This window comes from Corallococcus sp. M7, assembly GCF_054512695.1.
In genome coordinates this window covers 2,626,714-2,652,019 of record NZ_CM137252.1, presented here as the reverse complement: position 1 = coordinate 2,652,019, position 25,306 = coordinate 2,626,714, and the positions used below count along the sequence as shown (strand labels likewise).

Annotated in this window: 20 protein-coding genes; 8 read left to right on the top strand and 12 right to left on the bottom strand. The window is 69.5% G+C overall.

Going from position 1 to position 25,306, the window contains the following annotated elements; all coding sequences use genetic code 11:
* Positions 1-10: 10 nt before the first annotated feature.
* The 3 genes from ACX114_RS11070 to ACX114_RS11060 are packed head-to-tail and all read left to right on the top strand — an operon-like array spanning position 11 to position 4,020.
* A complete protein-coding gene (locus tag ACX114_RS11070; protein ID WP_459297384.1) occupies positions 11-2,248 on the top strand; it encodes a glycosyltransferase family 4 protein in 2,238 nt (745 codons plus the stop codon).
* The gene (locus ACX114_RS11065; protein ID WP_459297382.1) at positions 2,245-3,168 is read left to right on the top strand and encodes a hypothetical protein; all 924 of its coding nucleotides are present in this window, start codon (positions 2,245-2,247) and stop codon (positions 3,166-3,168) included. The genes ACX114_RS11070 and ACX114_RS11065 overlap by 4 nt, the downstream gene beginning before the upstream one ends.
* 42 nt (positions 3,169-3,210) lie before the next feature.
* Complete coding sequence (locus tag ACX114_RS11060; RefSeq protein WP_459297380.1) at positions 3,211-4,020, top strand: hypothetical protein; 810 nt, start codon at positions 3,211-3,213, stop codon at positions 4,018-4,020.
* Between the two features lie 9 nt (positions 4,021-4,029).
* Here the strand turns inward: ACX114_RS11060 and ACX114_RS11055 are convergent, their stop codons facing one another.
* The 3 genes from ACX114_RS11055 to ACX114_RS11045 are packed head-to-tail and all read right to left on the bottom strand — an operon-like array spanning position 4,030 to position 6,873.
* Positions 4,030-5,922: a hypothetical protein gene (locus tag ACX114_RS11055; protein ID WP_459297378.1), complete on the bottom strand. Its 1,893-nt coding sequence runs from the start codon at positions 5,920-5,922 to the stop codon at positions 4,030-4,032.
* Positions 5,923-5,938: 16 nt separating this feature from the next.
* Positions 5,939-6,490: a class I SAM-dependent methyltransferase gene (locus ACX114_RS11050; protein ID WP_459300126.1), complete on the bottom strand. Its 552-nt coding sequence runs from the start codon at positions 6,488-6,490 to the stop codon at positions 5,939-5,941.
* Complete coding sequence (locus ACX114_RS11045; RefSeq protein ID WP_459297376.1) at positions 6,382-6,873, bottom strand: hypothetical protein; 492 nt, start codon at positions 6,871-6,873, stop codon at positions 6,382-6,384. Before ACX114_RS11045 ends, ACX114_RS11050 begins: the two co-directional genes overlap by 109 nt.
* A gap of 136 nt (positions 6,874-7,009) precedes the next feature.
* Between ACX114_RS11045 and ACX114_RS11040 the strand changes: the two genes are divergently transcribed.
* Positions 7,010-10,786: an FAD-dependent oxidoreductase gene (locus tag ACX114_RS11040; protein WP_459297374.1), complete on the top strand. Its 3,777-nt coding sequence runs from the start codon at positions 7,010-7,012 to the stop codon at positions 10,784-10,786.
* On the opposite strand, the gene ACX114_RS11035 is transcribed toward ACX114_RS11040, so the two are convergent.
* Positions 10,787-11,476 carry a hypothetical protein gene (locus tag ACX114_RS11035; protein ID WP_459297372.1) on the bottom strand — a complete coding sequence of 230 codons (690 nt, stop codon included), beginning with the start codon at positions 11,474-11,476 and terminating at the stop codon, positions 10,787-10,789.
* Positions 11,477-11,660: 184 nt separating this feature from the next.
* On the opposite strand from ACX114_RS11035, the gene ACX114_RS11030 reads away from it, so the two are divergent.
* Positions 11,661-12,203, top strand: a complete 543-nt coding sequence (locus ACX114_RS11030) for a SixA phosphatase family protein (protein ID WP_014395059.1) — start codon at positions 11,661-11,663, stop codon at positions 12,201-12,203.
* A 17-nt stretch (positions 12,204-12,220) separates the two neighbouring features.
* Positions 12,221-12,553, top strand: coding sequence for an iron donor protein CyaY (gene cyaY, locus ACX114_RS11025; RefSeq protein WP_459297370.1), 333 nt, complete (start codon positions 12,221-12,223; stop codon positions 12,551-12,553).
* A gap of 69 nt (positions 12,554-12,622) precedes the next feature.
* On the opposite strand, the gene frr is transcribed toward cyaY, so the two are convergent.
* The 5 genes from frr to secA all read right to left on the bottom strand — a co-directional run bounded on the left by frr (position 12,623) and on the right by secA (position 19,164).
* Entirely contained in the window at positions 12,623-13,174 is a 552-nt protein-coding gene (frr, locus tag ACX114_RS11020; protein WP_375757661.1) for a ribosome recycling factor, read from the bottom strand.
* Positions 13,175-13,225: 51 nt separating this feature from the next.
* Positions 13,226-13,969, bottom strand: a complete 744-nt coding sequence (gene pyrH / locus ACX114_RS11015) for a UMP kinase (protein ID WP_223738690.1) — start codon at positions 13,967-13,969, stop codon at positions 13,226-13,228.
* 202 nt (positions 13,970-14,171) lie between these two features.
* Positions 14,172-14,825: a translation elongation factor Ts gene (gene tsf / locus ACX114_RS11010; protein WP_223738689.1), complete on the bottom strand. Its 654-nt coding sequence runs from the start codon at positions 14,823-14,825 to the stop codon at positions 14,172-14,174.
* A gap of 181 nt (positions 14,826-15,006) precedes the next feature.
* Complete coding sequence (rpsB, locus tag ACX114_RS11005; protein WP_459300124.1) at positions 15,007-15,945, bottom strand: 30S ribosomal protein S2; 939 nt, start codon at positions 15,943-15,945, stop codon at positions 15,007-15,009.
* A gap of 396 nt (positions 15,946-16,341) precedes the next feature.
* Positions 16,342-19,164: a preprotein translocase subunit SecA gene (gene secA, locus ACX114_RS11000; protein WP_459297366.1), complete on the bottom strand. Its 2,823-nt coding sequence runs from the start codon at positions 19,162-19,164 to the stop codon at positions 16,342-16,344.
* Positions 19,165-19,637: 473 nt separating this feature from the next.
* On the opposite strand from secA, the gene rlmM reads away from it, so the two are divergent.
* Both rlmM and ACX114_RS10990 read left to right on the top strand, forming a co-directional pair.
* On the top strand, positions 19,638-20,663 hold the full coding sequence (gene rlmM / locus ACX114_RS10995; protein ID WP_459297364.1) for a 23S rRNA (cytidine(2498)-2'-O)-methyltransferase RlmM: 1,026 nt from the start codon (positions 19,638-19,640) through the stop codon (positions 20,661-20,663).
* A gap of 72 nt (positions 20,664-20,735) precedes the next feature.
* Positions 20,736-21,440, top strand: a complete 705-nt coding sequence (locus tag ACX114_RS10990) for a diguanylate cyclase domain-containing protein (RefSeq protein ID WP_459297362.1) — start codon at positions 20,736-20,738, stop codon at positions 21,438-21,440.
* A 3-nt stretch (positions 21,441-21,443) separates the two neighbouring features.
* Here ACX114_RS10990 and ACX114_RS10985 read toward each other — a convergent pair whose 3' ends face one another.
* The 3 genes from ACX114_RS10985 to recN all read right to left on the bottom strand — a co-directional run bounded on the left by ACX114_RS10985 (position 21,444) and on the right by recN (position 25,235).
* Positions 21,444-22,361 carry a M23 family metallopeptidase gene (locus ACX114_RS10985; RefSeq protein WP_459297360.1) on the bottom strand — a complete coding sequence of 306 codons (918 nt, stop codon included), beginning with the start codon at positions 22,359-22,361 and terminating at the stop codon, positions 21,444-21,446.
* Between the two features lie 229 nt (positions 22,362-22,590).
* Positions 22,591-23,391, bottom strand: a complete 801-nt coding sequence (locus ACX114_RS10980; RefSeq protein ID WP_043322847.1) for a Stp1/IreP family PP2C-type Ser/Thr phosphatase — start codon at positions 23,389-23,391, stop codon at positions 22,591-22,593.
* 107 nt (positions 23,392-23,498) lie between these two features.
* Entirely contained in the window at positions 23,499-25,235 is a 1,737-nt protein-coding gene (gene recN, locus ACX114_RS10975) for a DNA repair protein RecN (RefSeq protein WP_459297357.1), read from the bottom strand.
* Positions 25,236-25,306: the final 71 nt, after the last annotated feature.

Below are 25,306 nucleotides of genomic sequence, written 5' to 3'. Positions count from 1 at the left end.
ACGGCCCTCCATGGCAGTCCATCAGTTGATCCCAAGCTTCGGCCCCGGCGACGCTTCCGGTCAGGCCGCGCTCCACCTGCAACTCCTGCTGCGCCGCATGGGGCACGTGGGAGACATCTACGCGGAAGAGGTCGCCGGAGGGCTGCAGGGCCTGGCCCGTCACGTCTTCACGCTGAAGCCGAAGCCGGATGACCTGGTGCTGTATCACCACGGCATCGCGTCCCCGCTGAGCGGGCGGCTGATGCACATGGACTGCAAGCGCGGCGTGGTGTTCCACAACATCAGCCCCGCGCGCTTCTACCGGGACACGCCGCTGGAGCACGCGCTGGTGGCCGGCCGCGCGCAGGTGGCCGCGATGGCGCCCTTCCTGGACGTGTCCATCGGGGACTCGGACTACAACAGCGCGGAGCTGCGCGTCGCGGGCCACCGCAACGTGCACACCGTGCAGCTCTTCATCGAGAAGGAGCGCTTCGCCGCGTCCGTGGCGGACACGGCGAAGCTCGCGGAGCTCTCCGGCCCCGGCCCCACCCTGGTGTCGGTGAGCCGGGTGATGCCGCACAAGCGCTTCGAGGACCTGCTCGCGCTGCACCGGGAGCTCTTGCGCATCCGTCCCCAGGCGCGCCTGCTCATCGTCGGCGGCTACGAGGCGGGCAGCCGCTACTTCAAGTCGCTCCAGCGCGAGATGAAGGACCTCACCGGGGTGCACTTCCTGGGGCGCCTGTCGCATCCGGAGCTGGTGGCCGTGTACCGCTCCGCGTCCGTGTTCGTCTCCATGAGCGAGCACGAGGGCTTCAGCGTCCCCATCATCGAGGCCATGGCCGCCGAAGTGCCGGTGCTCGCGTACGCGGCGGCGGCGGTGCCGGAGACGCTGGGCGGCGCGGGCATCGCGTTCGACCAGAAGCGCTTCGCGTTCCTCGCGGAGCTGGCGGTGGACCTGACCGAGGACCGCGACCTGCGCAAGGCGGTGCTCGACGGCCAGGCGCGCCGGCTTCAGCACTTCTCCCCCACCGCCGCGCAGGTGTCGCTGACGCGCGCGCTGGAGGGCCTGGTGGCGCCGCCGCCCCGTCCGCGCAAGGCCCCGGCGAAGCGGCCGCGCGTGGCGCTGGTGGTGCAGCGCTATGGCGAGGTGACGGGCGGCGCGGAGAGCCACGCCGCGCAGGTGGCCGAGCACCTGGCGCCGCACTGGGACGTCACGGTGGTGACGACCTGCGCGAAGAACCACCTGACGTGGGAGAACACCTTCCCGCCCGGCGAGGACCGCTTTGGCCGCACGAAGGTGCTGCGCTTCCCGGTGACGCGCACGCGCAACATCCACGCGTTCAACGACATGTCGCGCCACGTGTTCGGCCACGGCAACGAGCGGCTGCGCGAGGAGCAGTGGGTGGCCGAGCAGGGCCCGCTGAGCCCCGGGCTGCTGGAGCACCTGGCCACCACGCAGGACGCGTACGACGGCTATCTCTTCTTCACGTACCTCTACGCGCCCACCGCGTGGGGGCTGCCGCTGGTGTCGGACCGCGCGATGCTGGTGCCCACCGCGCATGACGAGCCGCCCATCCGCTTCGGCGTCTACGGGGACGTGTTCAACCGCCCCCGGGTGCTGATGTGCAACACGCCGGAGGAGGTGGAGATGCTCGGGCGCTTCCACCCGAACCATGCGCGGGCGCGCGTGGTGGGCGTGGGCGTGGACGCGCTGCCGGCGGTGCCCGACCGCTTCCGGGCGAAGTACGGCGTGCACGGCCGCTACCTGCTCTACGTGGGCCGGCTGGAGCCGGGCAAGGGCGTGCCGGACCTGCTGAAGTTCCACCGCCAGTTGCGGGAGCGCTACCAGGACGCGCCGGAGCTGGTGCTCGCGGGCGAGGCGCACATGGACGTGAGCGGCGAGGGCGTGCGGCACGTGGGGCGCATTTCTGAACAGGACAAGCACGACGCACTGGCGGGAGCGCTGGCGGTGGTGGTGCCGTCGAAGTTCGAGAGCCTGTCGCTCCTGACACTGGAGGCGTTCGCGCAGGGGACGCCGGTGCTGGTGAACGGGCACTCGGAGGTGCTCGTGGGACAGGTGGAGCGCAGTGGCGCGGGCCGGGTGTACCGGGGGCTCGCGTCGTTCGTCGAAGGGCTGCGCGAGGTGGGCGAGGCCCGGGACGCGATGGGCCAGCGGGCCCGCATCTACGCGCAACGGCACACGTGGCCCCAGGTGGTCGCGGCGTACCGGGAAGAGATGGCGCGCATCGTGGAGGAGACACACCGATGAAGCTGCTCGGACGGGACATTCCCACGGGGACCCTGGTGGCCCGCATCGAGGAGCGCCTGCGCGTGCGCGGGCTGCCCACGTCGGAACCGGCGGAGGTGCCGGAGGACGGCGTGGAGCCACGCGTGGATCCGCTGACGTTCAACATGCACGCGCTGGAGGAGAACGCGGACACGACGCGGGCCCTGCCGCTGCACACGCACCGCGCCGGCATGGGGCAGGCGGTGCTGCTGGCCAAGTGGGCCTTCCGCAAGACGTGCCAGGTGTTGATCAACGAGACCCTGGGCCGGCAGCGCGTGTTCAACGGGCTGGTGCGCGACTCCTACGCCCAGCTCTCCGCGGAGGTCCTCCGGCTGCGCAAGGAGGTGGACACGCTGAGGGCCCAGGCCGCGAAGGTCCAGCAGCCAGAAGCCCCCAGGCCGCCGAAGCCGCCGCCCCCGGCCATCAGCCACGGTCGGCCCGCGCCCCGGCCTCCTCCCGATGGGGAGGCTGAAGGCCGCGCGCCCAGGGAGAGGCCCCTGCCGACCATCGACTACGGCCGCCCTGCGAAGCCACCGCATGCCGAGCAGAGCCGTCCGCCCAAGCCGTCACATGAGGAGCACGGCCGCCCTTCGAAGCCGCCGCATGCCGAGCAGGCCCGTCCGCCCAAGCCCACGCACGAGGAGCACGGCCGCCCTTCGAAGCCGCCGCATGCCGAGCAAGCCCGTCCGCCCAAGCCCCCACCGGATATCGAATACGGGCGTCCGCCGAAGCCTGCGACGAAGAACGAGCGCCGCCGTCCGGCGAAGCCCTCCCGGTCCAAGAAGGCGCAGGCCCCGAAGGCCCCCCGCGAGCAGGCGCCCCGAACGGAAGGCACGACTCCCCCTGCCTCCCCTGCCCCGCGCGGCTCGCGCACCAAACGCGGAGTACCGAAGAAGCAGTAGCATCGCGGGCGGTGCGGCCATGCACCGCGAGGGGGAACCGCCATGCGTTCATGCATTCTCGTCCTGGGCCTGATGGCCTTCACCGGAGCACTCCAAGCCGAAGCCGCGGGCAAGCCCGTCGCGCTCATCTGGAAGGGCTCCAAGGACAAGGCCGAGGCCGAAGCCCAGGGGGACAACTGGGACGGCCTCGCCGGGCTGCTTGAGAAGACGGGCCTCTCCCTTGCGGAGGGCCACCCCAAGCTCGTCGAGAGCAAGACCGTCCCGGGCCTCAAGCCCGGCTTCTGGGTCTGGCTCCTGGGCACGTGCCCGTCCGACGACGCGGCTCCCGTCCTCGAACACCTCAAACTGCTCGCCCCGGGGACCTACTCCCGCCCCGTGAAGCTCGCCGCGAAGAAGCTCGCCTGTCCCAAGCCGCCGGCCGATCCGCCGCAGGCCCGGGACGAGGTCCTCAAGCGCTCCTCGGGTGAGACCCTGCGCGTGTTCACCCAGGAGGAGTCCGAGTCCCCCGACGAGGAGGGACGCGGAGAATCCATCTCGCGGACCCGGTTCCACTTCGTCCTCTTCGGCAAGGACGGCGAGGTCCTCGCCACGGCGGACGCCGAGGGCGACCTGGACGTCAGCGGAAACGACCCGGGCTCGGGTCCCATCTCCTATCGCTGCACGGGCGCGAGCATCGAAACGCAGAAGGACGACGACAAGATGGTCCTCACCCGCCACTGCTCCGCCAACGCCTCCGCCGAGTGCGGCTCCATGCTGTCCGCGGACGAGAGCGTCACCGTCACCGTGGGCGACGGCGCCGTGTCCGCGAGCCCCATGGAGCGCACGGACGTCCAGTACGCCGAATGCGACTGACCGCCGCCCTCAGGGGAAGCGGTACACGGTGACGTAGCCGTCCTGGTGCACCATCTCGCCACCCAGTTCGTCCGTGATGAACTGGTGGCGGACGGGGTGGAAGAAGTGCGTCACGTACCACTTGAAGTGGTGCTCCTTCAGGTAGCGCCGCATCTCCTCGCGCTCCTCCGGCGTGACGGTGCCGAACGCGTTGCGCATCCCTTCCGCCGCGCGGATGAGCCGCGAGTTCACCAGCGCCGACTCCCGCACCGGCAGCCGGGACACCCGCGCGTAGGACACCGGCTTGCCGTGGAACATCTGCTCCCACTGCCCCTGCACGTTGTCCGTCAGCACCGCCGCGGGCATGGGCGCGTCGCGAATCTCGTCGAACACCGGCGGCAACCGGGGAATGGCCGGCATCACCATCTGGAGACCCCGGTACTCCACGTTCGGCACCAACGCCACCGCGAGCGCCACCGCCACGCCCAGCCGCGCATCCCGCCGGGACGCCCACGCGCCCGCGTGCGCCGCCGCGAACGCCACCAGCACCGACAGCGACAGGAGCGTGAGCAGGATGAAGCGCACCGGCATGCCGCCGCGTGAGAACAGCGGCACCACGTGCTTGAAGACGACGTACGGCATCGGGATCTGGACCTTGAGCGGCACGTTGAACGCCGTCAGCGGCTCCGACAGCGCCAGGTAGACGGCCAGCCCCAGGAGCAGCAACACGTCCCGCCGCCACACCCGCTCCCGCCACGCGGGCACCAGCGCCACCACGAGGAAGGTGGCGATGAGCAGCACCACCGGCGACACCCGGTCCTCCAGGCCGATGTTGAGCACCGTACCCATGGACAGCACCGCGAAGCCCAGCCCCAGCCCCAGCCAACGGCGCCCCTCCGGCACGCCCCGCCACAGCGCGAAAATGGCCAACAGCGGCGTCAACCAGCCCAGGAACGTGCCGGTCTCCTCCAGGTTGGTCGACATCTTCATGCGCATGACGTTCAGGGAGAACTCCCGCGCCTTCGCGGGCAGGTCCGTCATCCAGGCCGAGCGCGTGTCCGGGATGAAGAACGCGTACAGGTCCGTGAAGTAGTCGGAGTCCCCGTGGTGGATCTGCAAAGGCGCGGGGAACGCATGCAGGAGCAGCGGCACCATGGGCGGCACGCACGCGAGCCCCGCCGCGATTCCCGCCACCGCCGCCCGGCGCACGAGCGGATCCCTCCACGTGTCCAGGGACAAGAGCGGCCCCCGCTTCCACCGCTCCGCCACCACCCACAACAGCGAGAAGAGCGCGATGTAGACGAGGTAGTAGTAGTCACACAGCAGCACGTACAACGCGCACAGCGCCAGCCCCACCAGCCACTTGCGCTTGCCCTCGTCCAGCCAGCGGAAGAAGCAGAGCAGGTAGAGCGGCAGCCCCTCCAGCGCGGTGAGGTTCAAGTGCGCCGTCGCGTGGGTGAGGTGGTAGCGCGAGAAGTTGAACACGCACGCGCCCGCCAGCGCCGCGGCGGCAGCAAGCCACGGCCCATGGCCCGCGCGCTCCAGCAGGTAGCGAAGCAGCAGCCACGACGTGTAGCCCGTGAGCACGAACGAGCCGAACAGCACCACGTTGTACGCAGTCTCCACGGACATGAACGGCAGCAGCACCACGCCCCACAGCGTCTTCGCGGGCGCGAGCGTGTGCCAGTACAGCTCCGCGCCCAGGGGCCAGTGGAGGAAGGGCACGAAGTAGGGGTTCTGCGGCTGCACCCAGAGGGACTGCCGCATCCACCACAGGTGCCACATGTTCATGTAGACGTCTTCGCGTCCGCCCATCACGTATCCCTTCATCTGGGACACGAGCGGCCAGGTGTGGAACGCCGACAGCGCGAAGAACGTGAGCAGCACCAGCGGGTGCAGCACCCGCCGCATCATGGGGGACATAGGCGCGAGGAACGGCTCAGAGGGGCTTCTCAGCGGCCATCAGCATGTTGTCGCCCAGGTTGAACGGAATGGACCAACTGGACGGCACGCCCCGCCGCACCAACTCCAGCACCGGCGCCGCGGGCGTGAAGCTCGCGCCCACCTTCCGCAGCAGGTAGTCCGCGGAGATGATGTGCGTGTACGTCCGGACGTCCGTGACGCGGAAGCCCACCTCCTCCAGCAGCATCGCCAGGGTGCGGCGGCCGAAATAGAAGAGGTGCATGTCCATCAGCCACGGCCACTGCCCGCCCATGAGGCGCGCCAGCAGGCTGCCCGCGTCGATGGTGGACAAGTAGATGCGGCCGCCGGGGCGAACCAGCTTGAGCGCCGCCTTGAGCTCCTCGCGCGGATCCGCGAAGTGCTCCACCACGTCCCACAACGTCACCACGTCGTACTGAAGGCCCTTCGCCGCCAGCTCCCTCAGGGGGACGCCGTGCACCGTGAAGCCCAGGCTCCGCGCGTTACCGGCCGCCCAGCGCGACAGCTCCAGCCCCTCCGGGCGGAAGCCCTCCTCGCGCGCCACGTCCAGGAAGTAGCCGCAGTAGGCGCCCACATCCAGCAGCGTGCGGTCCTGGGCCGGCCCAGCTCGCGCAGCACGCGGCGGAAGGTGTGGTAGCGGTTGTCCTTCTCCGCGACGTAGAGCGGGTCCTCCACGTCCTGGTACGCCTGGAGCAGCGTGTCCGGGGACAGGAGGGGCCACTGGAACATCATCCCGCAGTCCTCGCAGCCCCAGATGGGCGGGTGGCTGCGGTGGCCGAAGGACGTGCAGTTGTAGGCCGCGGCGCCCTGGGCCTGGGTTCCGCCGCGCGCCCGGTGACGCAGCCGCAGGCGCCCTCCCTTGCACAGGTAACAGGCATCCGGCACGGGGGCCAGGTGCGGTTCGGAGGCGCGACGGGCGGCGTTGTCCATCATGGCGGCGCACCGTAGCCGCAGAGGCCCACCGCCTCAACACGTCGGGCAGGGCAAATCCAGCCCATGACGTCCATCGCACCAGGCAGCCTCCAGGCCCTAAGCTCCCTGCCTCCCAGCCTCCCCGAAGTCCCGTGACATGCGCGCATTGAACGACCCCGCCTCCCCTGCCCCGGCGCTCCAGTTGGGCCTCCCGGGCTTCTCCTTCGAAGACCTGTACCGCCCCAGCGGCCTGCGCCGGCTGGCGGAGCGCTTCGACGCGCGACTCCAGGGCGACGCGCCCGACCTGTTCCAGGCATTCGACGCCTACCGCGGGTCCGGCGGCACCAGCCTCTCCGGCCCGGCGGAGTCCGAGCTGCTCATCCAGGTGGCCCGCCACGTCTCGCGCTTCGTCGCCACGCTCTTCGGCATCACGCCGGAGTCCGAGCGGCTGGCCCGCCACCTGCGCGACGAGCTGCCCCTCTTCGACTTCAAGCGCGAGTTCATCACGCGCCGCGTCTTCAAGAAGGGCGCGCAGGACCGCCCGACGCTCGCGGAGTTCCCGTCGCTGGACGAGCGCATGCGCCTGCTCATGCGGCTGGGCTTCCCGGACGCGCTCGCGCACGGCGACTTGGAGCGGGGCCTCGCGGAGTCCATCCTCACGCTGCTCGATTTGGAGCGGCTCTACTCCGGCAACCTGCCTCCCGCGAACCAGGAGCGCGCCCCCGCCCTGCGCGAGCGCTGGACCACCCTGCGCGCCGCGCTCACCGCCACGCCCGAGGGCACGGACGCGTTCGGCTCCAGCCTGGTGACGAAGGGCGACGACGCGGCGGAGCTCCAGGCCGTGCGCGCGCTGCTGTCGCTGGCGGACCGGTGGACGTACGCCCGCGCGCTGCACCCGGAGACCAAGGCCCTCTTCCACACCTGGCCCACGCTGCGGCTGCCCAAGCCCCTGGTGTTCGACCAGCTCGTGCAGTTGCAGCGCCCGGACGCCCAGATGGAGGAGAAGACGGAAGGGCTGGAGCACCACCTGCGCCACCGCGACGGCTTCAAGCTCACCGACCGCCGGGGCACCCCGCGCGACGTGATGAACGAGGTGGACTACTGCGTCATCTGCCACGAGCGCCAGAAGGACTCGTGCAGCAAGGGCTTCCCCGCGAAGGATCCGGTGGCGGAGGGGCACTCGTTCAAGAAGAACCCGCTGGGCATCCCGCTCACCGGCTGTCCGCTGGACGAGCGCATCTCCGAAGCACACGCGCTCAAGCGCGAGGGTGACTCCGTGGCCGCGCTGGCCATGGTGACGCTGGACAACCCCATGTGCGCGGGCACCGGCCACCGCATCTGCAACGACTGCATGAAGGCCTGCATCTTCCAGAAGCAGGAGCCGGTGAACATCCCGCTGGCGGAGACGGCCACGCTCACGGACGTGCTGGCGCTGCCGTGGGGCTTCGAAATCCACGGCCTGCTCACGCGCTGGAACCCGCTCAACGTCCGCCGCCCGTACGCCCTGCCCTACGTGGGCCGCAACGTGATGGTGGTGGGCCTGGGCCCCGCCGGCTACACGCTGTCGCACTACCTGCTCAACGAAGGCTTCGCCGTCACCGGCGTGGACGGCCTCAAGATTGAGCCGTTCCCCGACGAGTTGGTGGGCCGGAACGGCCACGCGCTCCAGCCCATCCACGACTGGAGCAAGCTGACGCGTGAGCTGGATGAGCGCGTACTGGAAGGCTTCGGCGGCGTCTCTGAGTACGGAATCACCGTGCGCTGGGACAAGAACTTCCTCACGCTCATCCACCTGACGCTCGCGCGCCGCGAGGGCATGCGCATCTACGGCGGCATCCGCTTCGGCGGCACGCTGACGGTGGAGGATGCGTGGGCGCTGGGCTTCGACCACGTGGCCATCGCCGCGGGCGCGGGCCGCCCCACCATCATCGGAATGAAGAACAACCTCATCCGGGGCATCCGCAAGGCGTCCGACTTCCTGATGGCGCTACAGCTCACGGGCGCCTTCAAGCGCGACTCGCTGGCGAACCTCCAGGTGCAGCTGCCCGCCATCGTCATCGGCGGCGGCCTCACCGGCATCGACACCGCCACGGAGCTGATGGCGTACTACCCGGTGCAGGTGGAGAAGACGCTGGAGCGCCACGAGAAGCTGGTCGCGGACCTGGGCGAGGCCACGGTCCTCGCGCGCCTGGACACAGAAGAGCGCGCCACCTACCAGACCTTCCTGGAGCACGGCCGCGCCGTCCGCGCTGAGCGGCAGAAGGCCCACGCGGAAGGCCGCGCTCCGGACTTCATCCACCTGGTGCGCGCATGGGGCGGCGTGAGCCTGGTGTACCGCCGGGGCCTCACGGAGTCCCCCGCGTACCGCCTCAACCACGAAGAGGTGTCCAAGGCGCTGGAGGAAGGCATCCGCTTCATCGAACGGATGAGCCCCACGGAGGCGCTGCCGGACGACACGGGCGCGGTGCGCGCCATCCGCTTCGAGCGCATGGTGACGGTGGACGGCAAGCTCAAGGGAAGCGGCCAGTTCTTCGAGCTGCCCGCGAAGACGGTCTGCGTGGCCGCGGGCACGTCCCCCAACGTCACCTACGAGAAGGAGTACCCGGGCACCTTCCAGCTCGACGAGGCGAAGGAGTACTTCCAGGGCCACGAGCTGGTGGAGGACGGCAGCGGCTTCACGCTCCAACCGGTGGAGGCCCAGGAGGACCCCGAGGCGAAGGTGGGCTTCTTCACGTCCTACCAGCGCGATGGCCGCTTCGTGTCCTTCTACGGCGACAACCACCCGACCTACGCGGGCAACGTGGTGAAGGCCATGGCCAGCGCGAAGGACGGCCACCCGCAGGTGGCGCGCCTGTTCGCCAAGGAGGTCGCGGGCCTGGACTTCCACGACACGGCCGCGCAGGCCGCGCGCGAGTCGCAGCGCGCCGCCCACTTCGCGAAGCTGGACGAGGCCTTCCTCGCCACCGTCGTCGGGGTGAACCGGCTCACGCCCACCATCGTGGAGGTGGTGGTGAAGGCGCCCTTCGCCGCCAGCCACTTCTCCCCCGGCCAGTTCTACCGGCTCCAGAACTTCGAGCGGAACGCGCCGCTCGTGGACGGCGTGCGCCTCACCATGGAGGGCCTGGCCCTCACGGGCGCATGGGTGGACAAGGAGAAGGGGCTGATGGGCACCATCGTGCTGGAGATGGGCTCCTCCTCCCGCCTGTGCGCGGCGCTCAAGCCCGGCGAGCCCGTCGTGCTGATGGGCCCCACGGGCGCGCCCACGGAGATTGGCCACAACGAGACGGTGGTGCTGGTGGGCGGCGGCCTGGGCAACGCGGTGCTCTTCTCCATCGCGCGCTCTCTCAAGGCCGCGGGCTGCCGCGTGGTGTACTTCGCGGGCTACCGGCTGAAGTCGGACTCGTTCAAGCAGGACGAGATTGAAGCCGGCACCGACCAGGTCATCTGGTCCGTGGACTCAGGAGAGCTCCTGGACGTGCGCCGCCCACAGGACGCGGCCTTCCGGGGCAACGTGGTGCAGGCCATGGTGGCCTACGCGGAAGGAAAGCTGGGCGTGAAGCCCGTCGTCTCCTTGAGCGAGGTGGACCGCATCATCGCCATCGGCTCGGACCGGATGATGCGCGCGGTGGCGGAGGCGCGGCACGGCGTGCTCCAGCCGTTCCTCAAGCCGGGCCACGAGGCCATCGGGTCCATCAACTCCCCCATGCAGTGCATGATGAAGGAGATCTGCGCCCAGTGCCTCCAGCGGCACGTGGACCCCGTCACCGGCAAGGAGACGTGGGTCTTCTCCTGCTACAACCAGGACCAGCGGTTGGACCACGTGGACTTCGTCAACCTGAACCAGCGCCTGCGCGGCAACACCGTGCTGGAGAAGCAGGGCGACGCCTTCCTCGCGCAGCTGTTGAAGAAGGCGCCCGGGCTCAAGCGCGTGTAGCTACCGGCGCACGCCCGCGAAGGCCTTGAGCATGTCCTGGTAGTTCTTCGTCAGGTCGGCCTCGCGGGACAGCACCACGTCCACGTTGGCGTCGCCGAACTCCCGGCGCGCCTCGGGGAGCTTCTGGAAGGTCTCCACCTGCTGGCGCATGGACTCCACCTGCGGCGCCAGCTCCTTCTGCTGCTCCTCCGGCATGCGGGCCTGGAGCGCCTCCAGCTTCTTGAGCTCCTCTTCGTACTGGAGCGTGCGCCCCATCTGCCGCTGGCTGATGACGGCGGTGACGACCTCCGCGATGCGGTTGACCTCGTCCGTGGACAGGCCGGCCGCCTGGCGCGCGTCGGCCTCCGCCTGCGCCTTGCGCTCGATGAGCTTCAGGCCGCTCTTGGCCTTCTCCATCGCCTGGGGCGTGCCCGCGTCCAGGAGCGGCCCCATGTCCTGCAGGCTGCGCATCAGCGACCCGTACACCTCCAGCATCTTGCGCTGATAGCCGACGTACGCCTCCAGCTTCTCCTTCGTCAGGGTGTAGGGGCCGGACGGCGCGTCCTCGGCGCCCTCACCGGCCTCCCCGCCTTCCAGGCGGGCAACCGTCTCCCGGGTGTCACCGTCCCCTCCCGGCCCCCCTTCCGCCGCATCCTTGCGGCAGGCGGACAGGGCCAGGACGACGGCCAGACACCCCAACAACTTGCGCATGCCACCTCCCGTGAACGCCAGTGGGTGCCCAGTGTATGCTCCGGCTGGCCCCCACGAACGGCGGTTCCCGAACGCCCGCGATGGGCAGGCTGTTCCGGGCACTGAACATTCGACTCATTACCTTTGACCAACCGGGCCACGGTCATGTACGAACCGCGGTCCTGTCGCGATCGGTGGAGGGACTTTGAGGATTTTCCTGGTAAGGCACGGCGATGCGGACGCGGAGATCCCCGAGGGTCTCGGCGACGAGGCGCGCGCGCTGACCGCGAAGGCCCGTACGAACGTCGCAGCGCATTTCGCGTCGCTGTCGGAGCGCATGGGGCCCATCAGCCTCATCCTCACCAGCCCGCTGGTGCGCACGGTACAGACGGCGCAGATCCTCTCCAACTCCGTGAAGCATGAAGGCCTCCTGCGCGTGCACCGCTGCCTGCTGCCGGACATGCCGGTGGGCGCGGTGGAGCCCGTGCTCAAGGAGTACTCCGACGAGAACCTCGTCCTGGTGGGCCACCAGCCCTCCATGGGCGCGCTCGCGGCGCACCTGTTGGGGATGCAGTCCTTCCCCAAGCCGGTGAACCCGGGCACGGTCATCGCCATGGAGTGGCCGGACACGCCCACCAGCACGGAAGACCAGGTGCCCGGCGAGAAGGGGGAGAACCCCCCGGCGCAGCACCTGAAGTTCCTGTTCTACGCCGCCCCCGGCCAGCAGGTCCTCGACGTCATCCAGTGACGTCCGGGAGCGCGGCCATGATGGACGAAGCCCGCTACAACTCCCTCGTGGCCGCCGCGTTCAAGCGCATCCTGGCGGCCGCGGACACCTTCGACCCGGACGTGCTGGAAGCCGAAGCCACCGGTGACAAGGTGACGCTCACGGCCGCGTCCGGCGAGAAGTGCATCATCAACACCCAGCGCGCCGTCTGGCAGATCTGGGTGGCCGGCCAGGGCCAGGGCATCCACTTCAGTCACGACGACGCCACCCGCGCCTGGAAGGACGACAAGGGCAAGGGGCTGGAGCTGTTCGCGTTCGTCTCGGACGTGGTGCGGCACCTCACCGGCGAGCCGCTCGTCCATCCGTCCTGAGGCCGTCCTGAAGAGGCCGTCCTGAAGGCCCGTGGCTCGAGGGCCACGGGCTTCCAGGGGTGAGACGGCTCAAACCGTCATCACTTCCTTCTCCTTCTTGGAGACCAGGTCGTCCACCGCCTTGATGCCGGCGTCGGTCGCCTTCTGGACCTCGTCCGTGCGGCGCTTGAGGTCGTCCTCGGTGATCTTCTTGTCCTTCAGCTGAGCCTTGAGGGCCTCGTTCGCGTCGCGGCGGATGTTGCGGATGGCGACCTTGTGCTCCTCGCCCTTCTCCTTCACCTGCTTCGCGATCTTCTTGCGCGTCTCCTCGGTGAGGGGCGGGAAGGGCAGGCGGATCATCTCGCCGTCGTTCATCGGGTTGACGTCGAGGTTCGCCTCACGCAGGGCCTTCTCGATGTCCTTCAGCACGCCCTTGTCCCAGGGCTTGATGACGATGAGGCGGGGCTCCGGGGCGCTGATGCTGGCCACGCCATTGAGCGGCGTGGGCGTCCCGTACTGGTTCACCTTGATGCCGTCCAGGATGTTGGTGTTCGCGCGGCCGGTGCGCGCCTTGGCCAGCTCCCGCTTGAGGTCTTCCACCGACTTGTCGATACGGCTCTTCAGATCCGCCGCGTCAGCCATTGTGCGTCTCCTGTCAGAAGTGGGGTTGTTGGAGTCCCGTCCGTGGTGCCGCTAGGCCCAGGCCGTCTCGGCCGCGCCGACGACGGTGCCGAACTCACCGTGGCCCGTGACGGCGCGCTGGATGTTCCCGCGCGTGCCCAGGTCGAACACGATGATGGGCAGCTTGTTGTCCATGCACAGCGAGATGGCCGTGGAGTCCATCACGTTGAGGTTCTGCTTGAGGACGTCCATGTACGTGAGCGTCCGGTAGCGCTTCGCGGTCGGGTCCTTCTTCGGGTCCGCGTTGTAGACGCCGTCCACCTTGGTGGCCTTGAGGATGACCTGCGCGTTGATTTCCATCGCGCGCAGCGACGCGGCCGTGTCGGTGGTGAAGTAGGGGTTGCCCGTGCCCGCAGCGAAGATGACGACGCGGCCCTTCTCCAGGTGCCGCACCGCGCGCCGGCGGATATAGGGCTCGGCGATCTGCTCCATCTTGATGGCGGACTGCACGCGCGTCTTCAGCCCCTGCTTCTCCAGCGCGTCCTGCAGCGCCATGGAGTTGATGCAGGTGGCGAGCATGCCCATGTAGTCCGCGCTCGCGCGGTCCATGCCCTCCGTGGCGCCCGCGACGCCGCGGAAGATGTTGCCGCCGCCAATCACGAGGGCGATCTCCAAGCCCGTCCGCGACAGCTCGGCCACTTCCTCCGCGATGCGCGTGAGGGTGGGCGGGTGGATGCCGTACTTCCCCTCGCCCATCAGGGCTTCGCCCGACAGTTTGAGGAGGATGCGCTTGTAGGGAGAGGTGGATTCGGACATACGCGACCGCTTCTATCCCCCGCCCCGCGCCCAGGCAACGACGGAAGTCGTGACGCGCGCCGCACCGTCAGATGCCGGGCGGACGGACGCGAAGAAAACAGGTCCTGGAATACCAAGGGCCGCGTTCCCGGCGCCCTTCCTGTGTGAGGAAGAGCCCCAGGCACGCGGCCCTGAGAGGCACTGCGGTGCGGCGGGAAGGCGCTTAGGCCTGGCCCAGCGTCTTGGCCACTTCGGCGGCCAGGTCGTCCTTCTTCTTCTCGATGCCCTCACCCACCTCGTAGCGGACGAAGCGGCGCACGGAGACCTTCTCGCCAATCTTGGCGGCGCGCTCGTTGATCATCTCGCCGACCTTCTTCTTGTCGTCCTTCACCCAGAGCTGGTCCACCAGGCAGACGCCCTCGTAGTACTTCTCCATCTTGCCCACGAGGATCTTCTCCAGCATCGCCTCGGGCTTGCCCTGCTGCTTGAGCAGCTCGCGCTGGATCTCCTTCTCCTTGTCCATCGCGTCGGAGGGGACCTCCTCGCGGCGGACGTACTTGGGGTTGGCCGCGGCGATCTGCATCGCCACTTCCTTCGCCAGGTCCTGGAAGTCCGGGTTGCGGGCGACGAAGTCCGTCTCGCAGTTGACCTCCACGATGACGCCGATGCGGCCGCCGTGGATGTAGGAGGTCACGATGCCTTCGGCGGCGACGCGGCCGGCCTTGCCCTCGGCCTTGGAGATGCCCTTCTTGCGCAGCCACTCCGCGGCCTTCTCGAAGTCGCCACCGGACTCGGCCAGCGCCTTCTTGCAGTCCATCATGCCCGCGTTGGTGCGCTCGCGGAGGTCCTTCACCATCTGGGCGGTGATCTCAGCCATGTCGTATCTCTTTCTTCATCGGCTCCGAGCCCGGCGGCGTGCGCAGGGGGCGGAGGACTGGGGTTCTCTGGGGTACTGAAGCCTGGGACGTAGAAAATGGAGACGGCCGGACAGCGGGCCTTGAGAGGTGCCGCCCGGCCGAACTCCGGATACCGCGTTGGGAAGCGAAGAGGCCGGGCGGTTACTCCGCCGCCGTGCCCTCGCCGCCGCCCTCGGGCGCCTGCTCCGTGGAGGAGGCCGCGCCACCCTTCATCTCCACGACGGGGCCGCGGCGGTCACCGCCACGGTCACCACCGCCCCGGCGGTCGTCACGGCGGTCGCCGCGGTCGCCACGGCGGGGACCACGACGGTCGTCACGGCGGTCGCCGCGGTCGTCACGGCCCTCGCGCTCCTCCTGCTCGTCGCGCTCGGCGGCGCCGGACGCACGGTAGCGCGCCGCACCCTCGAGGCACGCGTCCGCGATCTTGGACGTGAAGAGCTTGATGGAGCGGATGGCGTCGTCGTTGCCCGGGATGACGAAGTCGATGCCGTCCGGATCGCAGTTGGTGTCCACCAGGCCGATCACCGGGATGCCCAGGCGGGTGGCCTCGTGGATGGCGATGTGCTCCTTCTTCGGGTCGATGACGAACACGCAGCGGGGCAGCTTCGCCATGTTCTTCACGCCGCCCAGGTTCTTCTCCAGCTTCTCGCGCTCGCGCTCCAGCTGGGCGACTTCCTTCTTGGGCAGCACTTCGAACGTGCCGTCCTCGGCCATCTTCTCGAGCGTCTTCAGGCGGTCGATGCCCTGCTTGATGGTCTTGAAGTTCGTCAGCGTGCCACCCAGCCAGCGGCTGGTGACGAAGAACTGACCGGCGCGGCCGGCCTCCTCGTGGATGACGTCCTGGGCCTGCTTCTTGGTGCCGACGAAGAGCACGGACCCGCCGCGCGCCGTGATGTCCGCCACGAAGCGGAAGGCCGCGCGGGCCATGGTCACGGTCTTCTGCAGGTCGATGATGTAGATGCCGTTGCGGGCACCGAAGATGTAGGGCTTCATCTTCGGGTTCCAGCGCTTGGTCTGGTGGCCGAAGTGAACGCCGGCCTCGAGGAGCTGGCGCATCGTGATGCCGCTCGCGGCGGCCATCGCCTGGGCCTGGGTCTGCGTATCCTGCTGGATGTCCATGGTGCGTGTACCTTCCGGTTGTTCCGCCACGCGCGTTTAAGACAGCTGCCAGTCCTGGCCCTTCCACCGTGGAGGGGCACCGGGGACCGGTGACACGCGTGTGAGTAGTGGGTGCCGCGGTGCTGCCGACTGCCTCGGGCGGTGAAGCCCGGCCCCTCTACATAACGGGGCGCGGCGTCCTTAGCAGAACGCTCGAGAGGGGCGCAAGCTTCGGCACACCGTCCGTCCGGGTCCCACCGTCCGGAGGCCGCTCCCCTCCCCTCCAGTCAGCCAGGAAGACGACCGGCGCGGCCCCCGCTCCCCTTTTCCAGGGAGGGCGACCGCGCCGGAGGGCGCTTCCGTCAGGTGTTCAGCGGCCTACGGGTTCGCTTCGTTGGCGCCGTGGCACTTCTTGTACTTGCGGCCGCTGCCGCAGGGGCAGGGCTCGTTGCGGCCCACGGGCTTGGGACCCGCCGCGGCCTCGCGCTGGGCGACCGGGGTGGCGGTGGCCTCCTCGATCTTCCCCTCGGCGTCCGCGCGGCCCTCCACGGCCTTCTTCTGCTGCTGGGCCAGCTGGCGCTGGATGCGGGCGGTCTCCTCCGCGGCGTTGGAGGCGGAGCGGACCTGGACGCGCATCATCTGGCTGACGAACTGCGTCTTGATGGCGCCCAGCATCTGGATGAAGCCCGTGTAGCCTTCCTTCTTGTACTCCTGCTTCGGGTCCTTCTGGCCGTAGCCGCGCAGGCCGATGCCCTGGCGCAGGTGGTCCATGGCCAGCAGGTGGTCCTTCCACAGCTGGTCGATGGTGGCCAGGTAGCGGTACTGCAGGAAGCGCATGAAGTCCTCGCCGAACTCCTGCTCGCGGGCGGTGAAGACCTTCTCCGCCGCCGCGTAGATCTGCTCCTGGAGCTCGTCGCGGTTGCCGACGCCCTCGAAGTTCATCTCCAGGTTCAGCGACTCCTTCACGGAGTTGGAGAGCGAGGCGATGTCCCAGGTGTCGGAGCTGCGCGTGGGGGCGTAGGTGTCCGTCATGGACACGACGACGTCCTCCACTGCGTCCAGCACCATCTCCCGGAAGTCCGCCCAGGAGATGACGCGCTCGGAGCGCGTCTTCACGCGCGTCTTGAGGTCCTCCTCGTACTCCACGAGGGGGATGCCCGCGCCCGACGCGAGCACCTGGCGGCGCAGCTTGTAGATGGTGCGCCGCTGCTGGTTCATCACGTCGTCGTACTCGAGCAGGTTCTTGCGGATGTCGAAGTTGTGGCCTTCGACCCGCTTCTGCGCGCTCTCGATGGCGCGAGAGAGCCACACGTGCTCGATGACCTCGCCCTCCTCCATGCCCAGGCGCTCCATCAGCATCTGGATGCGCTCGGACCCGAAGATGCGCATCAGGTCGTCTTCGAGGGACAGGAAGAAGCGGCTGGCGCCCGGGTCACCCTGGCGGCCGGCGCGGCCACGCAGCTGGTTGTCCACGCGGCGGGACTCGTGGCGCTCCGTGCCGATGATGTAAAGGCCGCCGGCGGCCATGACCTCTTCACGCTCGCGCTTGGTGAGCTCCTCGTTGTTCGCCTTCACTTCCGCGAAGCGCTTCTCGTAGTCCGCCAGGGCCGCCTGGTAGGCGGTGAGATCCAGGGGCTGACCGTCCACGGCTTCGGGCGGCTCCGGCGGCGGACCCATCTCGCCCTTAGTCATGACCTCCGCGTTGCCGCCCAGGAGGATGTCCGTGCCGCGGCCGGCCATGTTGGTGGAGATGGTGACCGCGCCCTTGCGGCCCGCCTGCGCGACGATGTCCGCCTCGCGCTGGTGCGCCTTGGCGTTGAGGACGCTGTGGGCCACGCCGCGCTTCTTGAGGAAGTTGGACACCACCTCGCTCTTGGCGATGGACACCGTGCCCACGAGCACCGGCTGACCGGCCTTGTGCAGCTCTTCGATCTGGGCGGCGACGGCCTCGAACTTCTCGCGCTCCGTCTTGTAGACCACGTCCTGGTCGTCGCGGCGCTGCGGCGGACGGTTGGTCGGGATGACGCGCACGTCCAGGTTGTAGATCTTCGCGAACTCTTCGGCTTCCGTGTCCGCGGTGCCCGTCATGCCGGACAGCTTGGAGTACATGCGGAAGTAGTTCTGGAACGAGACCGTGGCGAGCGTCTGGTTCTCGTTCTCGATCTTCACGCCCTCCTTGGCCTCGATGGCCTGGTGGAGGCCGTCGGACCAGCGGCGGCCCTGCATGAGGCGGCCGGTGAACTCGTCGACGATCTGCACCTCGCCGTCCTTCACCACGTAGTCCTTGTCGCGCTTGTAGAGCGTGTGCGCGCGCAGGGCCTGCTCGACGTGGTGGAGGGTCTCAATCTCGCCCGGGTCGTAGAGGTTGCCGACGTTGAGGCGCTTCTGGAGCTTGTCGATGCCGTCGTCGGTGAGGGCCACCGAGCGGTGCTTCTCATCCAGGGTGTAGTCCTGGTCCGGCACGAGGCCCGGGATGACCTGATCCACCCGGTAGTACTTGTCGGTGCTGTCCTCGGTGGGGCCGGAGATGATGAGCGGCGTGCGGGCCTCGTCGATGAGGATGGAGTCCACCTCGTCGACGATGGCGTAGTTGAGCTCGCGCTGGACGTAGTCCTGCAGACGGAACTTCATGTTGTCGCGCAGGTAGTCGAAGCCGAACTCGTTGTTCTGGCCGTACGTGATGTCCGAGCGGTACGCCTCCTGGCGCTGCTTGTCGGACAGCTCGTGGAGCACGCAGCCCGTCGTCATGCCCAGGAACTTGTAGACGCGGCCCATCCACTCCGCGTCGCGGCGGGCGAGGTAGTCGTTCACGGTGACGACGTGAACGCCTCGGCCGGACAGGGCGTTGAGGTAGGAGGGCAGCGTCGCGGTGAGCGTCTTGCCTTCACCGGTGCGCATCTCCGCGATGCAGCCCTCGTGGAGGAACATGCCGCCGATGAGCTGCACGTCATAGTGGCGCTGGCCGATGACCCGGCGCGCCGCTTCACGGGTGAGGGCGAAGGCGTCGAACAGCAGCTCGTCGAGCGGCCGGCCGTTCGCGATCTCCTGCTTCATCCGGGCGGTTTCGCGCGCGAAATCCCCGTCCTCGAGGGCTTTCATCTTGCCCTCCAGTTCGTTGATGCGGGCGACCTTCACGCGGGCTTTCTTGAGCTCGCGCTCATTCTTCGTCCCGATGAGCTTCTTTAGCGTCCATTCAATCATGTTGGCTCTCTCGCCGGAGGATCCTCGAAGGAGCGCGGCGAGTGAAGGGAATTCCCAGGAGATGTAAGGGAGAACCAGACCAAAACCACGCGCGCCCCCCGAAACTTCCTCTCGGCTGGCCGCCCGGCGCGCGGTGGCCCAGAGTAAAGCGGAACCGAGTCCACGCAATGTCCCCTAAACAGATTCACCGTCCCCGCGCCGCGAAGACCTCCTCCGGCCGCTCCTCCCCGGGCCCCCGCCGGCCAGGCACCCCCTCCCGGCCCGGCAAGCCCGGTCGCGCCGGTCCTCCCTCTAACGGCAAGGGGGGCCCGAAGCCCGGCCCCCGCGCGGGCGGCAAGCCCGGCCCCAAATCCGGCCCCAAGCCCGGCGGCAAGCCCGCCCCCACGCCCCGTGCCGGTGGCCCCGGACGCTCCGCCCCGGCCCCCATCGCCTCGCCCGCGCCGCGCATCCCACCTCGGGCGCGCGTGCCTTCCATGCCCGCACAGACGCTGGCGGCCCAACCGGGCCGGTGGCTGTGGACGTGCCGGGAGGGCTTCGAGTCGCACCTCTTCGAGGAGCTGACCTGGGCGGGAGCGGGTCCCCGCCTCCTGGGGCCGGCCCTGGTGGAGTCCGAGCAACGCCCTGAAGTCCCTCCCGCCTTCGGCCGGGCCGTAGAGAGGGTCGTCTCGACCTGGGCGCCCCCGGGTGGAGCCCAGGTGCCGGTGGAGGACATCGTGGCGGCGATGTCCGGCCTGCCCTCGCGGGTGCCGTGGCTCCTGAGGGCCTACACGCCGGACAGCGCGAAGGGCAACACGCAGGCGGGCCGCGCGGAGGCCCTGGAGGCGGCGGTGCGCGCCGCCCTCCCCGCGGGTCGCGTCCTGGAGGACGACGGACGGGCTCGCGAGGCGGGTGCCCTGCTGGTGGGCCTGTGCGTCGCTCCGGACGGCGTGCTGAGCCTGGGCGCGGTGAGCGCCCGTGAGGCCCTGTCGCTCGCGCCGGGCGGGCGGCGGCGGATGAAGCGCGCGGGCGAGTCCCCTTCCCGCGCGGCCATGAAGCTGGAGGAGGCGCTGGACGGGCTGGCGCATGAGCCCGGGCGCGGCGACGTCTGCGTGGACCTGGGCGCGGCGCCGGGCGGCTGGACGCAGCGGCTGGTGGCCCGAGGGGCGCGGGTGGTGGCGGTGGACCCGGCGAAGCTGATGCCGGAGCTGGCGAAGAACCCGCGCGTCCAGCACGTGCAGGAGAGCGCCTTCGCCTACGCCCCGGAGGAGTCCGCGGACTGGCTCTTCTGCGACATGGCGTGGCGGCCCCTGGAAGTGGCTCAGCTGCTGGCCAAGTGGGGCCGGCGCCGCTGGGCGCGCAACCTGGTGGCGAACATCAAGCTGCCCATGAAGGACAAGAACCCGCTGCTCCTGCGGGTGCGCCAGATACTCGTGGAGGACGGGGGCTGGGAGGGCCTCACCGTCCGCCAGCTCTACCATGACCGGGACGAGGTCACCGTGACAGCGCATCGCATGCGCTGAGGGCGACGGAGCGGGCGCGGGCAAGAAGCTTTCCTGCGCCCCGGGCCGGTCCGCGCTACACACGCGGACACGATGCCCTACACACTCGACGACGCCACCGCCACCGCCCTCGTCGCACTCCATCCCCGGGCCGCGCGCCCGGGGCACGCCCAGGAGGCGCCGCAGGCCGCAGCCCAGGAGCTCATCGCCGCCGAGCAGCGCCGGCGAGGCCAACCGGACGCCACCGGGGCCATGCACGTGCTGGCGCTCACGCAGGGCACGCTCCTCAAGGAGGAGTTCGACCTGTCCACGCACGCGCACCATGACGGCTGGCGCGTGGGCGCGCTGATGGTGGACGTGAAGGAGATGATCCACTTCAACGCGCGCTTCGGCTTCCCCGCCGGAGACGCGCTGCTCAAGGGCGTCGTGGCGTCGCTCGGCGCGCAGTACCCGGGCGCGCGCATCGTGCGCTTCCAGCCGGACGGCTTCGCGGTGCTGCTGCTGCCCACGTCCCAGCTCACCGTGCGCGAGGACAGCGCGGAAGCAACGCGCGCGAAGCTGGCGGAGGACCTGCGCCCCGCGCTGCCTCCGGGTGCCTCCGACACCGACGTGCCGGGCTTCACCGTGGCGCTGCTGGAGCTGACGGTGCACCAGCCGTCACACTGGCAGGTGCTGGGGCCGCTCCTGTGGGCGGAGGTGGAGCGGGCCTACATCATGGAGCGCACCGGGCGGACGCACGGCCTGCAGCGGCGGCGCCTGCGCCTGGACGCGTTCCTTCCAGAGCCGGAAGGAACCTGAGGACTACTCCTCCAGGATGAACTTGCGCGGGTTCTGCGGCACGCCGTTCACGCGCACTTCGTAGTGCAGGTGCGGGCCGGTGGAGCGGCCGGTGTTGCCCACCGCCGCGATGGGCGAGCCGCGCTTCACCCGGTCCCCGGCCTTCACCAGGATCTTGGACAGGTGGCCGTAGCGCGTCTTGATGCCGTAGCCGTGGTCGATGACGAGCACGTTGCCGTACCCGCCCTCCAGACCCGCGAACACCACCGTGCCGTCAGACGGCGCGGTGACCTCCTTGCCGTGGGGCGCCGCGATGTCCAGGCCCGCGTGCGTCACGCGGTCCGCCGTGTACGGATCCAGGCGCTGACCAAAATCGCTGGTCACCCAGCCGCGCGCCGGCCACACCGACGGCGTGGAGGCCAAGAGCGACTTCTGGTCCTGGAAGTAGGCCTGCAGGTCCTGGAGGCTCAGCTCCTGACGGGTCGCCTCCGCGGAGAGCCGGTCCAGCCGGCCCAGCATCATCTTGGGCGTGTCCGTGGTGGTCAGCTGGGTGAACTGCGTGTCCGTCGCGGGCGCCGTGGTGCCGGTCTCCGGCTCCGTGGGGCCCATGGCCAGGTTGCGCTGCGGGTCGGAAAGCAACGTCACCGCGCGCAGCTTCTGGTCGAAACGCTCCACGCGGTCCAGCGTCGAACCGATGTGCTCGATGCGCTCACGCACCGACTTGAGCTGCGAACGCAGCGTGAGGTTCTCCTCACGCAGGATGCGGTTCTCCGACGCGTCCGCCGCCACCTGGAGGTAGTGGATGCTCGCACCGGCGCCCAGGCCCGCCACCAGCATCAGGCCCATGCCCACCTGAACCAGCCAGGAGCGCTGGATGGTGTACCGCTTCACCGGAGCGTCGTGGTCCGGGATGACCATCAGCGTGAAGGACTTTTTGGCCACGGACCACTCCTGGGGAAACTCTTTCGCAACGTGGGACTTCCGGCGCCAGAAGCTAAGTCGCTCCCCGCGCTCGCAACACCTCCCCCACCCGCCGCCCCTCCCGCACCGTCACCCACTGGCGATTCTCAGTGGATGGAAAGGTTGGGGCAGCTATCATCCGCATTTGAAGAGTGTCAAGGTCAACAGACTCCGGGGCACGCCCCAATCGCGCCCCGAGTCCGGCCCTCTTTCAGCCACCCTGCATGCGCACGACGATGACGCTGATGTTGTCGTCGCCGCCGCGCTCATTGGCCAGGTCGATGAGGTGCTTGGGCACCTCCTCCAGGCTCGCGTGGCGCGCGACGGTGTCGTGGATCTCCCGGTCCTCCAGCATGTTGGCGAGGCCGTCCGAGCAGAGCAGGAACACGTCACCGGGCTCCGACACGAGCCCCATGACATCCACCTGGACCTCCTCCTCGAAGCCGACGGAGCGGGTGATGATGTTCTTGTACCGGGAGTGCTTGGCCTCTTCCGGTGTGATCATCCCCGCCTTGATCTGCTCGTTGACCAGCGAGTGGTCCTCGGAGATCTGCTGGATGAGGTCCCCGCGGATGAGGTACGCGCGGCTGTCGCCCACGTGGGCGAAGAAGGCGTGCTCGTCGCGGACCACCAGGGAGATGACTGTCGTGCCCATGCCGGACAGGCGCGCGTCATCCTGGGCGGTGAGGTAGATGGCCTGACAGGCCTTCTCCACCGCGCCCCGGAGCGCTTCCGGAATGGGCGAATCCTGGAGGTTGGGAACGCTGACGAAGGGGTTGTCCCGCCCTTCACGCGCGCGCCGCAGCTCCTTGTCGATGGTCTCGACGGCGATGCGCGACGCGGTACCGCCACCCGCGTGCCCACCCATGCCGTCCGCCACGACGTAGAGCTGGAGCTCATCGTCAATGAGGAAGCTGTCCTCGTTGTGATTGCGCTTGCGCCCGACGTCCGTCAGGCCAGCGGAGATGACTTTATGGCGGGGGGCCGCGGTCTGCCCTGCGGTGCTGGACACGCGCCGGATGCTATGTGAGCCCATAAGTGGGGGCAAGGACGCGGACGAAAACTCCCGGTGCGTCATGCCCCCCTCCCTGGGTCACCCCTACCTTGTAGGCCCCCATTTCAGGCCGTCCGGCGCAGCCGGCCCCGGGGGCTATTGCCTTCCGGGCCGGACTCCCGGCGCGCGCGGGGCGTGGCCCGGTGGGCCGAACGCACCAGCGCCTCCGCCGCGCCCAGCGCCTCGCGCGTCACCTCCACGCCCGACATCATGCGCGCCAGCTCCTGGGTGCGCTCGGCGCCCGCCGAGAGGGGCAGCACCTGGGACACGGTGCGCTCGCCCTTCACGCTCTTCTTGATGAGCAGGTGCGCGTCCGCGTAGGCCGCGACCTGGGGCAGGTGCGTGATGCACAGCACCTGGCGGTGGGAGCTGACCTCGCGAATCATCCGGCCCACCACGTCCGCGATGGCGCCGCTGACGCCCGCGTCCGCCTCATCCAGGATGTAGCAGCCGCACGCGTCACTGTCCGCCAGTGCACGTTTGAGCGCGAGCAGGAGCCGGCTCGCCTCACCCCCCGAGGCCACCTTGGCCAGGGGCCGCGCCGGCTCACCCGGGTTGGCGCTGAAGAAGAACTCCACCTCATCCAGGCCGTCCGGACGCAAGCTCTCCCCGGCGGTGACGCGCACCTCGAAGGCGGCCTTGCCCATGGCCAGCCCGCCCAGGCCCTCACGCACCTGCTGGGAGAAGGCCCCGGCGGACGTCTTGCGCGCGCGGGACAGCGTCAGCGCCGCCTTGCGCGCCCGCTCCTCCACCCGCTTCCGCTCCTGGTTCAGCTCCTCCAGGATTTCGCGCCGGTTCTCCAGCGTGCCCAGCTCCGTCTCCAGCTCGTCGCGCTTCTTGAGGACGCCGTCCAGCGTCGTGCCGTGCTTGCGGCACAGCCGCTTGAGCGCGTCCAGCCGCTCCTCCACCTCGCCCAGCCGCCCGGGGTCGGACTCCAGCCCCTCCACGTAGCGGTTGAGCAGGCGCGAGGCCTCCTCCAGTTCCGACAGCGCCGTGGAGAGCGACTGCGCCACCGGCGCGAGCGTCGCGTCGCACTTGACGCCCTCGTGCACGAGCCCCAGCGCGCGCCCGACAATCTCCACCGCGGACGGCGCTTCGCCGGACACCAGCAGCTCGGCCTCCGCGCCCTGACGCTTGAGCTTCTGCGCGCTGCCCAGCCGCCGGCGCTCCGCGTCCAGCTTCACGTCCTCGCCGGACTCCGGATCCAGGCGCGTGATTTCGTCCAGTTGGAAGCGCAGGAACTCCGCGCGCTCGCGCACCTTGGCGTCGTCGCCGCCCAGCGCGTCCATGCGCGAATCCACTTCGCGCAGGTTCGCCCACTCGCGGCCGTAGGCGGCCAGCGTCTCCTCCAGGCCACCGTACTTGTCGAGCAGCACCCGGTGCAGCCCGGAGTCGAAGAGGCTCACGTGCTCATGCTGGCCCGCGATGTCCACCGCGCCCCGCGTGAGCTTGCCCAGCACGCCCAGCGTCACCAGCGCGCCGTTGACGTAGACCTTGCCGCGCCCGGTGCGCCCGAGCACGCGGCGCACGAGCACCTCTTCTCCCAGGTCCGGAAGGCCCAGTTCCTCCAGTCTGGCGGCCAGGATGGGAGTGCGGGCGAACACGCCCTCCACCGCCGCATCCTCGCAGCCCGCACGGATGACGTCCGCATCCGCCCTGCCCCCGAGCAGGAGGCCCAGCGCGTCCACCAGAATGGACTTGCCGGCCCCCGTCTCACCCGTGAGGACGGTGAGGCCCGCGCCGAACGCGACCTCCACCTCCTCAATCACCGCTACGTTCGAAATCCGAAGACCCAGCAGCACGCGCGCCCTCCGCGGTCCGTACGACGGCCCCAACACCTGAACACCCTAGCAGGTCTTGCTGACACTGCACA

What these genes read in the sequence shown, in the direction of transcription:
- ACX114_RS11060 (WP_459297380.1), top strand. Translation starts at nt 3,211, where the DNA reads ATGCGTTCATGCATTCTCGTCCTGGGCCTGATGGCCTTCACCGGAGCA.
- pyrH (WP_223738690.1), bottom strand. Translation starts at nt 13,969, where the DNA reads ATGTCCGAATCCACCTCTCCCTACAAGCGCATCCTCCTCAAACTGTCG.
- secA (WP_459297366.1), bottom strand. Translation starts at nt 19,164, where the DNA reads ATGATTGAATGGACGCTAAAGAAGCTCATCGGGACGAAGAATGAGCGC.
- ACX114_RS11065 (WP_459297382.1), top strand. Translation starts at nt 2,245, where the DNA reads ATGAAGCTGCTCGGACGGGACATTCCCACGGGGACCCTGGTGGCCCGC.
- rpsB (WP_459300124.1), bottom strand. Translation starts at nt 15,945, where the DNA reads ATGGCCGCCGCGAGCGGCATCACGATGCGCCAGCTCCTCGAGGCCGGC.
- ACX114_RS11055 (WP_459297378.1), bottom strand. Translation starts at nt 5,922, where the DNA reads ATGTCCCCCATGATGCGGCGGGTGCTGCACCCGCTGGTGCTGCTCACG.
- frr (WP_375757661.1), bottom strand. Translation starts at nt 13,174, where the DNA reads ATGGCTGACGCGGCGGATCTGAAGAGCCGTATCGACAAGTCGGTGGAA.
- ACX114_RS11035 (WP_459297372.1), bottom strand. Translation starts at nt 11,476, where the DNA reads ATGCGCAAGTTGTTGGGGTGTCTGGCCGTCGTCCTGGCCCTGTCCGCC.
- ACX114_RS11070 (WP_459297384.1), top strand. Translation starts at nt 11, where the DNA reads ATGGCAGTCCATCAGTTGATCCCAAGCTTCGGCCCCGGCGACGCTTCC.
- ACX114_RS10990 (WP_459297362.1), top strand. Translation starts at nt 20,736, where the DNA reads ATGCCCTACACACTCGACGACGCCACCGCCACCGCCCTCGTCGCACTC.
- rlmM (WP_459297364.1), top strand. Translation starts at nt 19,638, where the DNA reads ATGCCCGCACAGACGCTGGCGGCCCAACCGGGCCGGTGGCTGTGGACG.
- cyaY (WP_459297370.1), top strand. Translation starts at nt 12,221, where the DNA reads ATGATGGACGAAGCCCGCTACAACTCCCTCGTGGCCGCCGCGTTCAAG.
- ACX114_RS11040 (WP_459297374.1), top strand. Translation starts at nt 7,010, where the DNA reads ATGCGCGCATTGAACGACCCCGCCTCCCCTGCCCCGGCGCTCCAGTTG.
- tsf (WP_223738689.1), bottom strand. Translation starts at nt 14,825, where the DNA reads ATGGCTGAGATCACCGCCCAGATGGTGAAGGACCTCCGCGAGCGCACC.
- ACX114_RS11045 (WP_459297376.1), bottom strand. Translation starts at nt 6,873, where the DNA reads ATGATGGACAACGCCGCCCGTCGCGCCTCCGAACCGCACCTGGCCCCC.